The organism is Bradyrhizobium sp. GW821-FHT13H05 (assembly GCF_058804065.1).
This window is the reverse complement of sequence record NZ_JBXAPO010000003.1, coordinates 727290-739611: the sequence shown is the minus strand read 5'-3', so window position 1 is coordinate 739611 and position 12322 is coordinate 727290. Positions and strand designations below refer to the sequence as shown.

Annotated in this window: 11 protein-coding genes; 5 read left to right on the top strand and 6 right to left on the bottom strand. The window is 64.2% G+C overall.

All coding sequences use genetic code 11. From position 1 onward, the window contains the following. The first annotated feature begins 162 nt into the window (after positions 1 to 162). Entirely contained in the window at positions 163 to 1455 is a 1293-nt protein-coding gene (locus AC1RR3_RS12380; protein ID WP_492822781.1) for an alpha/beta hydrolase, read from the top strand. 169 nt (positions 1456 to 1624) lie between these two features. After that, positions 1625 to 1951 carry a hypothetical protein gene (locus AC1RR3_RS12375; RefSeq protein WP_492822779.1) on the top strand — a complete coding sequence of 109 codons (327 nt, stop codon included), beginning with the start codon at positions 1625 to 1627 and terminating at the stop codon, positions 1949 to 1951. A gap of 18 nt (positions 1952 to 1969) precedes the next feature. Here the strand turns inward: AC1RR3_RS12375 and AC1RR3_RS12370 are convergent, their stop codons facing one another. Both AC1RR3_RS12370 and AC1RR3_RS12365 read right to left on the bottom strand, forming a co-directional pair. Further along, complete coding sequence (locus tag AC1RR3_RS12370; RefSeq protein WP_492822777.1) at positions 1970 to 2359, bottom strand: hypothetical protein; 390 nt, start codon at positions 2357 to 2359, stop codon at positions 1970 to 1972. Between the two features lie 91 nt (positions 2360 to 2450). Next, positions 2451 to 3626 (bottom strand): MFS transporter, encoded by a 1176-nt coding sequence (locus AC1RR3_RS12365; protein WP_492822775.1) that lies wholly within the window; start codon positions 3624 to 3626, stop codon positions 2451 to 2453. A 186-nt stretch (positions 3627 to 3812) separates the two neighbouring features. On the opposite strand from AC1RR3_RS12365, the gene thrS reads away from it, so the two are divergent. Next, positions 3813 to 5855 (top strand): threonine--tRNA ligase, encoded by a 2043-nt coding sequence (gene thrS, locus AC1RR3_RS12360; protein WP_492822773.1) that lies wholly within the window; start codon positions 3813 to 3815, stop codon positions 5853 to 5855. 6 nt (positions 5856 to 5861) lie between these two features. On the opposite strand, the gene AC1RR3_RS12355 is transcribed toward thrS, so the two are convergent. Then, the gene (locus tag AC1RR3_RS12355) at positions 5862 to 6233 is read right to left on the bottom strand and encodes a helix-turn-helix domain-containing protein (protein ID WP_492823155.1); all 372 of its coding nucleotides are present in this window, start codon (positions 6231 to 6233) and stop codon (positions 5862 to 5864) included. Between the two features lie 10 nt (positions 6234 to 6243). Beyond that, positions 6244 to 6546: a type II toxin-antitoxin system HigB family toxin gene (locus tag AC1RR3_RS12350; RefSeq protein WP_492822771.1), complete on the bottom strand. Its 303-nt coding sequence runs from the start codon at positions 6544 to 6546 to the stop codon at positions 6244 to 6246. Between the two features lie 145 nt (positions 6547 to 6691). Between AC1RR3_RS12350 and AC1RR3_RS12345 the strand changes: the two genes are divergently transcribed. Both AC1RR3_RS12345 and AC1RR3_RS12340 read left to right on the top strand, forming a co-directional pair. Continuing rightward, positions 6692 to 7255 (top strand): nitroreductase family protein, encoded by a 564-nt coding sequence (locus AC1RR3_RS12345; protein ID WP_492822769.1) that lies wholly within the window; start codon positions 6692 to 6694, stop codon positions 7253 to 7255. Between the two features lie 63 nt (positions 7256 to 7318). Further along, positions 7319 to 8578, top strand: a complete 1260-nt coding sequence (locus AC1RR3_RS12340) for a serine hydrolase domain-containing protein (protein ID WP_492822767.1) — start codon at positions 7319 to 7321, stop codon at positions 8576 to 8578. Here the strand turns inward: AC1RR3_RS12340 and AC1RR3_RS12335 are convergent. Further along, a complete protein-coding gene (locus AC1RR3_RS12335) occupies positions 8564 to 11026 on the bottom strand; it encodes a putative bifunctional diguanylate cyclase/phosphodiesterase (RefSeq protein ID WP_492822765.1) in 2463 nt (820 codons plus the stop codon). The genes AC1RR3_RS12340 and AC1RR3_RS12335 overlap by 15 nt on opposite strands. Before the next feature lie 1022 nt (positions 11027 to 12048). Then, positions 12049 to 12288 carry a hypothetical protein gene (locus AC1RR3_RS12330; protein WP_492822763.1) on the bottom strand — a complete coding sequence of 80 codons (240 nt, stop codon included), beginning with the start codon at positions 12286 to 12288 and terminating at the stop codon, positions 12049 to 12051. Between the last annotated feature and the right edge of the window lie 34 nt (positions 12289 to 12322).

Here is a 12322-nt window from a genome sequence, read left to right as displayed (position 1 = left end):
CTTTTGAGCGTTCCGGATGTGGGGAAGTTTCTCCGGATGTTTAACGTCGCCTAAACGCCAGTCGGCTCAATTGTCGAGAGATTGCCGATGGACGTGTGACTTGGGTCGTGACTTTGGGGTCATGGGTGGATGGTCGGGGCCGTTCCGAAACTGAGAGCTGACATGTGTGCCGACCGGACGACGTCCGGTGCGCGCGGTCGTGCGCTCCGGATCGGCCTGATCTCAGCCTTGGTGCCGTTGTCACTGACGTTGGTTCAATGCGGCAAGGCGCCGAACCCGGCGGCGCTCGCGGCGAACTCGCAGGCCAATGTCCAGGTCGTCGCCAAAACCAATCCGCAAGTTGCGAGCGGCGACACGTTCGAGGATCGTTTCCCGGCCCCGCAGTTCAGGGAACGCTTCCCTTCGGCGAACGAGAGTTTTCTGCAACGGCAGATGTCGGACTTCTCGCCCAAGCGCGCCGTGCAGCAGCAGCCACAGCCGGAGCAGGCGCCCTACAAGGTGGCTTCGCTCGCGCCGCAGGTGCCCTATCAGCGTCCGCCGCGCGAAGACCTGACGACGCTCGTCAGCATGAAGTCCTCGGCCTTCCCCTATTTCGGCAACAACCCCGCGTCCGACGCGCCGTTCCTCAACATCGCCAAGGGCGACCGCCGCGGCCATCGCAGCTATTCGGGCCGCGTCTACTGGCAGGACGAAACCTACAGCGACAGCCGCGTGCTGATGCACGTGCCCGAGCATTTCGACGTCCGCAAGCCGGGCGTGATCGTGGTGTTCTTCCACGGCAATGGCGCGACGCTGGAGCGCGACGTGCGCGACCGGCAGCTCGTGCCGCAGCAGATCACCGATTCCGGCGCCAACGCCATCCTGCTCGCCCCGCAAATGGCGGTCGATGCCGCCGATTCCAGTGCCGGAAAGTTCTGGCAGGCCGGCGGCCTCAAGCGCTTCATGGAGGAGTCGGCGAGCCACCTCGCCCGCCTCACCGGCGATCCCAACAGCGCGCGCGCCTTCGCCAACATGCCGATCGTCATCGTCGGCTACAGCGGCGGCTTCCTGCCGACGGCCTGGAGCCTCGAGGTCGGCGGCATCAGCGACCGCGTCCGCGGCGTCGTGCTGCTCGATGCCGTCTATGGCGAAATGGACAAATTCGCCGCCTGGATCGAGAGCCACCGCTCAGGCTTCTTCGTCAGTTCCTACACCCACTACACCGCGCGGCGCGACCGCGAGCTGATGAGCATGCTGAGGCAGAAGGGCATCAGCGTCGCCGAGGACATGGACGGCCCCTTGCGTCCCGGCAGCGTGGTGTTCGTCGAGACCGGCGACGGCATCACCCATCGCGACTACGTCAACCGCGCGTGGACGCAATATCCGCTCAAGGACGTGCTGGTGAAGATGTCGGCAACGCCGGCGCTGGCGCTGACGCGCGTCGCCGCCACCACGCCATCGGTATCGAACCGATAGTCTGATATTGCGCCAGCCGGTATTTGGCCACGCTGCCTGCAATTCTCTCGAGCCTTGATCAAAATCTGATGTTGATGGCCGACATCCCCGGGAGCCACCGGATTGCTTCCGCTGGCAACGATCATAATTTGCCGGCCAAGTGTTGGCTGGAATTCTGCGGGGACAGACGGTGCGTCAGGGATTGTACAAGGTCGACTTCCACACCGTTCACGGAACCGGGTGCGGCGTCGTCTATGTGATGGATGGCAAAATGCGCGGCGGCAATTCCGCCTTCGCCTTCATCGGCACCTACACGGGCGAAGGCGACAGCATCAAGGTCAAGATCTCGACCCAGCGCTACAACGACGATCCGTCCTACAAGGCGCTGTTCGGCATCGACCGTATCACGCTGACGCTCACCGGCCGCGAGGACGGCGACACCGCGGAATTCGAAGGCACCGCGCTGCAAGCGCCGGGCGTTGCCTTCAGGGCCGTGCTGAGCCGGATCAGCGATTAGCCGTCCGGCTCTCAAACGTCAGGTCTTGGGCAGCTTCGGAATGCTCTCGGCAAAGCCGTTGAAGCAGGCCAGCCGCTCGTCCTCTTCCTTGAAGAAACGGCAATCGGCGTAGCCCTTGGCCTTCGCGGGCTTCGGCTTCGGCGTCGGCGGGATAATGGCGTCGTAACAGTTGAGCCGGTCCTTGGTGCCGTCATCGAGGTCGAGGCAGGCCTGGAGCCGCGCTGCGATCGATTGCGGCTTGCCCTTCGGTGCTGCGGCCGGCTTGGCCGCGGCCTCCTTCGTCCCCGCTTTGGTCCCCTTCGGCTTGACCTGCACCAGTGGCTTGTCCCCCACCATCGGTGGCTTGTCGGTCTGCGCAAACGCGGAGGCTGAATAGAGCACCGCGGCAACCGCCAGAATCATCCTCATTTCAGTCAACTCTCTTTGGTCCCCATGACCGGCCTTCTAGCGCTCTCCCGCGCGGTTTGCCAAGCACCTTGCGCACAGGAAAACGCGCCCTTCAGGCCGTGGCGGCAGCCACCGGCCGGGGCCGGCTCAGGATTACCAGGACCAGCGCCGCCACGACGAAGCCGACCGCGACGAAGCCGAGCGGATGAAGCAGATCGCGGGCGAACAGCAATCCGCCGATGGCGGAGCCGACCGCCTGGCCGATATAGAGGACGGAGGTGTTGAGCGCGACGGTCGCCGATGCCAGCTGTGGCGCGGCCGCAACCAGCCGCACCTGCTGCATCGAATTGGTCGAGGCAAAGCCGAGGCCCCAGATCGCGACCGCACCCGCCATGATCACAAGCGTGCCGGCGCTCAGCGCCCATCCGGTGATGCCTGCAAGTACGAGGCAGGTGAACAGCAGCGACGTTCGGTACGGCCCCCAGGTGTCGACGATGCGGGTTGCAAGGGCGACGCCGAGGAAGCCGCAGACACCGTAGATGGCGAACACCATGCCGATCGCATCGGGGCTTGCCCCGGTTAGCTTCTTCAGCAGCGGACCCATGAAGGTGAACACCGCGAACTGCCCGGACATTTGCAGCATCGTGATCGCGAGCAGGAGCAAAATCGTCCTGCTGCGGGCAACCGCGCTCCAGGTCTTGATATCCACGGGCGAGCCCTTCAGCCCGGCCGGCAGGCGCAGCAGCAACAGCAGAAAGCTGATGCAGCCGAGCGCGCCGATCCCGCCATAGGCCGCGCGCCAGCCATAGCGGCTGGCGATGAAGGTGATCAGCGGCAGGCCGACGGCGGCTGCGAGCGACCAGCCGAGGAAGATATAGGCAATCGTGCTGCCGCGCCGCTCCACCGGCACGATCAGCGCCGCGGTGCCGGCCGCCTGCGGCGTATAGAGCGCGCCGACCGCGAGCATCACCAGGCGGATGATCAGGAGGCTCGTATAGTCGGGCGCAAAGGCCGAAGCGAGATTGCCCAAGGCGAGCACCGCCAGCGTCGTCGCAAGCAGCGTTCGTCGCGCGATGCGGCTGGTGAGCCAGGCCGTCAGCGGCGAGCCGATGCACAGCGTCACCGCGCCGAAGGTGATCAGCAGCCCGGCCGCATGGATGCTGATGCCGAGCCCCGCCGACAATTCCGGCAGCATGCCCGCCGGCGCCAGCACCGAGCAGCCGGTAACGAGATTGCCAAGCATCAGGGCGGTTGGCGTGAAACGGCCGGCGGCAGGCGGATTTTCCATGCAAATGCATGTAGAGCAGACCCGTGGGCAGTTAAAGGGCGCGGCGCGAAATAGTTGGCGCATCGCCCCGGCTTTTGCGCGCCACTTTCTTGGAAATGCCGGATTGCGCAGGCCGAATCGCCTGATATATCGCTCGTTCCCGCTTACCTGCGCTCGTTCGCAGGAGTGAGCTTCAGGAGAAAAGCAATGACCGACCAGAACAAGTCCGAATCCGGCTTCCAATACTCCCTCAGCAATCTGAAGCCCGTGACCCCCGCCGCCAAAGTCACCCTGACCTTCCCCGACGGCGCCCGGCGCGAATACGACAAGAGCATCACCGGCCTCGAGATCGCCAAGGGCATTTCGCCGTCGCTGGCCAAGCGCACGGTTGCGATGGCGCTCGATGGCGTGGTCGCCGACCTCGACGACCCCATCGAAGCTGACGCCAAGATCGAGCTGATCAACCGCGACGATCCGCGCGCGCTCGAGCTGATCCGCCATGATTGCGCGCATGTGCTGGCCGAGGCCGTGCAGTCGCTGTGGCCCGGCACCCAGGTCACCATCGGCCCCGTGATCGAGAACGGCTTCTACTACGACTTCTTCCGCAACGAGCCATTCACGCCGGAGGACTTTGCCGCGATCGAGAAGAAGATGCGCGAGATCATCGCGCGCGACAAACCTTTCACCAAAGAGGTTTGGGATCGCGAAAAGACCAAGCAGGTGTTCCGCGACAAGGGCGAGGCGTTCAAGGTCGAGCTGGTCGACGCCATTCCCGGCAACGAGCCGATCAAGATCTATTACCAGGGCGACTGGTTCGATCTCTGCCGTGGCCCGCACATGACCTCGACCGGCAAGGTCGGAGGCGCCTTCAAGCTGATGAAGGTGGCCGGCGCTTATTGGCGCGGCGACAGCAACAACCCGATGCTGACCCGCATCTACGGCACCGCCTTCGCCAAGCAGGAGGACCTCGACGCTTACCTCAAGCAGATCGAGGAAGCCGAGAAGCGCGACCATCGCAAGCTCGGGCGCGAGCTCGACCTCTTCCACTTCCAGGAGGAAGGTCCGGGCGTCGTGTTCTGGCACGCCAAGGGCTGGACCATCTTCCAGCAGCTGATCGCCTATATGCGCAGGCGCCTCGCCGGCGATTACAGCGAGGTCAACGCGCCGCAGATCCTCGACAAGTCCTTGTGGGAGACCTCGGGCCATTGGGGCTGGTATCGCGAGAACATGTTCGCGGCGCAGTCGGCCGGCGACGAGGCCGAGGACAAGCGCTGGTTTGCGCTGAAGCCGATGAACTGCCCCGGCCACGTGCAGATCTTCAAGCACGGCCTGAAGAGCTATCGCGACCTGCCTTTGCGCCTCGCCGAGTTCGGCGTGGTGCATCGCTACGAGCCGTCCGGCGCCATGCACGGATTGATGCGCGTGCGCGGCTTCACCCAGGACGACGCGCACGTCTTCTGCATGGAGGACCAGCTCGCCGACGAGTGCCTGAAGATCAACGACCTGATCCTGTCGACCTATGCGGACTTCGGCTTCACCGGCGATCTCACGGTCAAGCTGTCGACCCGTCCGGAGAAGCGTGTCGGCACCGACGCGATGTGGGATCACGCCGAACGCGTGATGGCCACCGTGCTGAGCCAGATCCAGGCGCAGAACAACCACATCAAGACCGAGATCAATCCGGGCGAAGGCGCCTTCTACGGGCCGAAGTTCGAATATGTGCTGCGCGATGCCATCGGCCGCGACTGGCAGTGCGGCACCACGCAGGTCGACTTCAACCTGCCGGAACGGTTCGGCGCGTTCTACATCGACCATGACAGCGGCAAGAAGGCGCCGGTCATGGTCCACCGCGCGATCTGCGGTTCGATGGAGCGCTTCATCGGCATCCTGATCGAGCACTATGCCGGCAACTTCCCGCTCTGGCTCTCGCCGGTACAGGTGGTGGTCACCACCATCACCTCGGAAGCCGACGAATACGCCAAGCAGGTGCTGGAGCAGGTTCGCCGCGCCGGGCTTCGGGCCGAGATCGACCTTCGCAACGAGAAGATCAACTACAAGGTCCGCGAGCACTCGCTGGCCAAGATCCCGGCGCTGCTCGTGGTCGGCAAGAAGGAGGCAGAGACGCATTCGGTCTCTGTCCGCCGGCTCGGCAGCGACGGCCAGAAGGTGACGACCACCGCGGAGGCGATCACCGCGCTGGTGGACGAGGCAACCCCGCCGGACGTCCGGCGGGCCCGCGACGCGGCCTGATGGCGTTCAAGCGGCTCTATCTTGCCCGATTTTGATGAGGGACTCGGCGGGAATGCCGAGCCCCTCATGCAGCCTGCGGATCATGCTGAGCGTCAATTCACGCCGCCGATTGAGCACTTCGTGAACCCGGTTTCGGCTACCGATAAAGGGAATCAGATCTCTCGGCTGCAGGCCGCTCTGTTCCATATGATACTTGATCGCCTCGATCGGATCCGGAAGATCGAGCCGATAGTGCTTACGCTCCCACGCCTCCACCAGCGTCACGAGCACATCCAGCCGATCGCCCTCAGGCGAGTTCCGGCGCGCACTCATCAACGTCTCGATCTGCTTGAGGACGCGGCGATAATCCCGATTGGACTTGATTGGCGCGATTTCCATCATCGACCTTCTAAACAGTTTGAGCATCGATTGCGTCGTACTGCCGATGTGTTCCGACAAAACGGATATAGACCACGCGATATGGATAGTTGATCCAGACCACGACGCGATATTTGTTGCCGGCGACGTTGAAGACGACGCGGCCGTCCCTGATGATACTAGCGGTTCGGATGTCTCGCTTGACGTCCGCGGGCTTCGCCCAATCGGCCTGTTTCACCTGCCGAAACCAGGCCATCAGGGGCTCGCGTGCGTCAGAGACCTCGCCGGCCCGATCGAGAAACGCCTTGATCGTGCTGAGCGCTATGATCCTCATCCAATTCATCTTAGCATAGTCCCAACTTGGGACCATAGCTTTCTGGCCTGCGACCAGCAGATCTCATAATACCTCTAAAATCCCTTCCATTCGTCTTCTGCCAGGCTTATGTCCGGCAACAACAGCAAGCCATAAGGACGCCCCCGTGCCTGACGCCATCGAACTCCTGAAGACCCGCCGCTCGGTCAAGCCGCGCGAAATGACCGGCCCCGGGCCCTCCCCGGCCGAGCTCGAGACCATCCTCACCATCGGTGCCCGCGTGCCTGACCATGGCAAGCTTGCGCCGTGGCGCTTCATCATTTTCGAGGGCGACGCTCGCGCACGTGCCGGCGAGGTGATCGCCAAGGTGTTTGCCCGCAAGAATCCCGGGGCGCCCGCGGCCGACGTCGAGACCGAGCGCAAGCGCCTCACCGATGCGCCGCTGGTGATCGGCATCGTCAGCTTCACCAGGCCGCATCCCAAGGTGCCGGCGTTCGAGCAGGAATTGTCGGCGGGCGCCAGCGCCATGAACATCGTCACGGCCGCAACCGCGCTCGGCTATGGCGCTTGCTGGCTGACCGGCTGGTTCTCGTTCGACCGCGACGTGCTCGACGGGCTCGGCCTCAAGCCGGACGAAAAGCTCGCCGGCTTCATCCACGTGGGTACGCCGACCAAACCGAGCGAGGACCGCCCGCGGCCGTTCCTTTCGGAAATCGTGACGCGATTTTAATCGAAGTCTTGTTGACGTCTCTGAGGTCTTGCGGCTTTGATCCCGGCGAGGGAGGAAGCCCGGATGAAGCGTCGCGAATTTCTGGTCGGAGCCGCGCTGCTCGCCGGCACGATGGCCCGCAGCCGCGCAGCCGACATCCCTGCTCCGTCGCCCGACGGGCTCGACCGCATCACCGCGTATTTTGACAACGAGGTGACCAGCGGTCGCTTGCCGGGCGCGGTGGTTCTGGTCCAGCAACACGGCAAGCCGGTCTATCTCAAGACCTTCGGCGTACGCGACACCAGGACCGGCCTTGCCATGGCGCCGGACACGATCTTCGCCATCCACTCCATGACCAAGCCGATCACGTGTCTCGGCGCGATGATGTTGATCGACGAGGGTAAGCTCGCGCTCACCGATCCTGTATCGAAATACGTCCCGCTCTTCGCCGACACCAAGGTGGGCGTGGAGCCCGAGGGCAGCGCGAAGCTGCAACTCGAGGCACCGATCCGACCTGTCAACATCGAGGATCTGCTGCGGCACACCTCGGGCATCAGCTATGACTATATCGGCGCCCCCTGGGTGATGCAGGTTTACCAGGCCGCCAACATTTTTGACGGGCCCTTCAACAACAGACAATTCGCCGACCGCATCGCCCGCCTGCCGCTGACGCGCCAGCCCGGAACGCTGTGGCGCTATGGCCATTCCACCGACGTGCTCGGCGCGGTCATCGAGATCATCTCGGGCCAGACGCTGTATGAATTCCTCAAGCTGCGCATTCTCGATCCCCTCGGTATGAACAGCACCAAATTCGTGCTGAAAACTCCGGAAGAGCGCGCGCGGATGGCGCGGCCGCTGCCGAACGACCCGGTCCTGCTCGAAGGCGAACGCGACCGCCTCGCCCATCCCGAATGGGAATCCGGCGGCGGCGGGCTGCTCTCGACCATCACCGACTATCAACGCTTCTCCCAGATGCTGCTCAACGGCGGCGAGTTCGAGGGCAAGCGTTACCTCAGCCCCGCCGCGTTCAAGGCGATGACGACCGATCACATCGGGCCCGGCTCGGGTGTGGGGCGCGACTATTTCTATTTCCCGGGCGACGGTTTTGGTTATGGCTACGGAATCGGCGTGCGCACCGATCCCGGCAATGCCAGGCCGCCGCCGGCCGGCTCGATCGGCGAGTTGAAATGGGACTCAGGGAGCGGCACCTATTTCGGCGTCGATCCCAAGCTCGACATGGTCTACCTCTTGATGCAGCAGACCCAGAACGAGCGCAGCCGCATCACGCCCGCCTTCAAGGAACTGGTCTACGGCTGCTACCCGGAAGGGCTACGCCGCCCGTGAGGGACGCTGGCCGAAATCGGCCAGCAGCTTTGCGATCTCGGCGGCGGGCCGCGCCGCGCTGAACAAAAACCCCTGCACCTCGTTGCAGCCCTCCGCCCGCAGCCAATCGAGCTGATCCTCGGTCTCGACGCCCTCCGCGGTCGTGGTGATGTTGAGGCTGCGGCCGAGGCCGGAGATCGCGCGCACGATCGCGACGCAATCGGGCCGCTGTGCCAGATCCTTGACGAAGGAGCGGTCGATCTTGATCTTGTCGAACGGAAAGCTGCGCAGATAGCTCAGGCTGGAATAGCCGGTGCCGAAATCATCCATGGAGATGCTGACGCCGAGTTCGCGCAGCTGATGCAGGATCGCAAGATTGGCATCGGTCTCGGCGAGGAAGATCGACTCGGTGATCTCCAGCTCGAGCCGCTTCGGTGACAGGCCTGATTGCGCCAGCGCGGAGATGACGACCTGCACCAGATTGCGGCTGCGGAATTGCGCCGGCGACAGATTCACCGCGACCTTGACGTCAACAGGCCATTTCACCGCTTCCGCGCAGGCTTCGCGCAGCACCCACTCGCCGAGCTGGGTGATCAGGCCGATATCTTCTGCGACCGGAATGAACTCCGCCGGCGAGATCATGCCCTTGTCGGGATGACGCCAGCGCAGCAGCGATTCGAAGCCGGAGATGCGGTCGGAGGCGATCGACACCAGCGGCTGGTAATGCAGCTCGAACTCGCCATTGGCAAACGCACGGCGCAGATCGAGCTCCATGTCGCGGCGCTTCTGCGCCTGGAGGTCCATCTCACGCTCGAAGAAATGATGCACGCCGCCGCCGTCGGACTTCGCCCGATACAGCGCCATGTCGGCGTTGCGCATCAATTCCTCCGAGGTCACGCCGTCACCCGGCGACAGCGCAATGCCGATGCTGGCGCCGATCACCATCTCCTGGCCGTCGATCTCATAGGGCGTCTTCAGCAGGTCGATCAGCAGCGTCGCACAGGCGCTGGCCTCGTTCGGCGAGACGTCAGCCGCCAGGATCACGGCGAACTCGTCGCCGCCGAGCCGGGCCGCAAGATTGACGCCCCGGACTGCCGTGGTCAGCCGTGCGGCGACCTCCTTCAGCAGGCGGTCGCCCACCGGATGGCCGAAGGAATCGTTGATGTTCTTGAACAGGTCGAGATCGACGTAGAGCACGCCGACCCGTTTTCCGCCGGCCTGGTCGAGCGCCTGCTTCAGCCGTTCCTGGAAATATTCGCGGTTCGGCAGGTCGGTGAGACCGTCATGATGCGCCATGTGGGCGATCCGCGCCTCGGCCTTGCGCCGCTCGGTGATATCGACCACCGCGACCAGATAGCCGTCGCGATCGTCGAAGGCGACGCGTCGGCCGAAGGTGAGCACTTCGATCTCGCTGCCGTCGGCGCGCAGGTGCCGCCAGTTGCGCGAGGAATGATAGGTGTCGCCGACGCGCTCCAGCGCCTCGGCGTGGCTGTCCCACTCGTCCTCGGGCCATATCTCGTGCAGCTTCATGCGCAGGAAGGTGGCGCGGCTGTAGCCGTAATGCTGGACCGCGGCATCGTTGACGCCAAGGAACTCCTTGCTCTGCGCGTCGAACACCCACATCGGCATCGGATTGTTGTCGAACAGCAGGCGGAACGAGGCGTCGCGCCGCTTCAACGCGGTGACGTCCGAGATCGTCAGCGAGACCACGTCGGCGAAGGCGGTGGCGCTAAGGCGCAGATGGCGGCCATCGTGCTCGATCTCGAGCTGCTCGCCGCGGCCGCCGGAGACGGTCTTGAGCAGGAATTGGATGATCTCGGGCGAGGCGAGCAAGGTGTCGCCCTCGCCGATCCGTCGCCACAACAGGCCCGCACCTGCGGCCTGCAGCAGCATTCCGGCGCTCTTGTTGTGATGCACGATCTGGAGATCGAACGGCTGGCCCGAGGCATCGCGCAGCGTCGCCAGAGCGACGACCGCGTCGTCGGTCGAGGAAAAGACCGCGTCCAGCAGATTGTATTGCGTGCCGCGCTCGTTGACATAGGCGCCGACCAGCGTGGCGCCCCAGCGCGAGGATGTCGGCAGCGCGAGCACATCGTAGGTCCTGACCATGCCATCGCGCACGCAATGCGCGCTTCCCTGGTGCGGCCGTCCGTTCTGGAGCGCGCTCGTCACCGCTTCAGACAACGCGGTGGCACAGTCCGGCGAGAGCTCTGCGACCGGGATGTCCCAGCGCTCCTCGCCCAGCCATTTCTGCACATAGCGCCCACTGCGCGACAGTTCGAGCGCACCGTCGTTCTTCAGCAGCGCGATGTGATCGGCGAGCCGCCCGAGGCTGCCGAGCATCACGTCCTCGTAGCGCGGCAGCCGTTCGCCCGGCTTCAACGCGGCACGCCATTTGCGCTGAAGCACCGGGATGTCGTCAAACATTTCGGTGGCCGGTTTTCCCGGCATCTTCTTCGCGGCACTCATTGCAGTCCCCAACGCACTTTCCGAGCGCATCCAATGCAGATGCACTTAATGGCGTGTAAAAAGGACGCAGGTGCGGTTCCAATTTAGTGATTATGACAGTTTTAAGTCTGGTGTTGGTTAGTGCGTGTTAGAGACTATGACGGCTGTGCAAATGCGCTGAGCGCGGCCGCGCACGAGCGCGCAATGACGGAGTGGAGAGTGGCGGCGTCCCAGCTCGCGTGTCCCGGACGCGGTGCGGCACGCAGTGACGCTCCGCAGAGCCGGGACCCAGCAAGCCGCACGGCACACTGATGCATGGGCCCCGGTTCTGCAGCGCACCGCTTTGCGCTGCGCAGCGCCCGGGGCACGAGACTGTCGTTGAACGGCTGACATGGCTCATCATCCTCGCGGCGCATTTCGCCCGAGCTTTGCTTCGTCGCCTCACCCCCGATGAAAGAGGGCGCAGGGAAGGCCGGGAGCCGGTTGGCTCCCATTGACCGCTATGCCATGAGCAGATTGCGCATGCTTCATGCACAGCGGGTAACAGGGCAACCGGAGCATCCCGGCCTTCCCTGCGCAGTGGTTTTACGGCTTATGTCGTGCTCTCCCCGGGGAGCGTTGCACTATTGCCCCCGTCGCCTTGCGGATGGCTGATGCGCGGGCCCGGTCGGGCCGCCACATCACCGCAAGACTTGACGCACAGACCCCGGGCGTCAGGACCACACGATTTTGCCGTACGCTGATGGCACCGGTCGTGTGCGCGACGCCTTCGCTCACGGTTGCCCGCCCTGCGAAGCCATTCGCGCCGACGCCATCTGCGTCCACCGCCGCCCGGCCCGCGTTCGTGGCGATCGCGATACGCCCCTCTTCCTTGGGCCGGAGTGCGCGCACTATCCGCCAATTCCGAATTTCGGTAAAGTGGAATATTTTTGCGGGCGCAGATTGACGGTCATATTGGGTGTTTTGCCCGACGGGCAACGCGACATCTTGTCGGCCCCGGATTGCGCTGCGCTCCATCCGGGCTACGGAACTGCGGACCGGGGCTAGTCCTCGCTGGACGCCGCCGAGCGGTTGCGCAGATAAGCCTGCGACAGCAGGAAGAACAACGCGCGCTCGCCATGATATTTGGCGGCCGGCCGCGTGCGCTCGAACCCGTCGGCAAATATCTTGCCGGACTGGTCGCACACCTGCCACCGCCAACCAAACCGTTTGCGCCTGGTAAGGATCACTTCGAACATGCCGACAGGCTTGGCCCCCTGCTCCTCGCCGGTCTCGCAGGTCAACCCACCTGCTCCGGCCTCCCCCCATTGGGCGGAT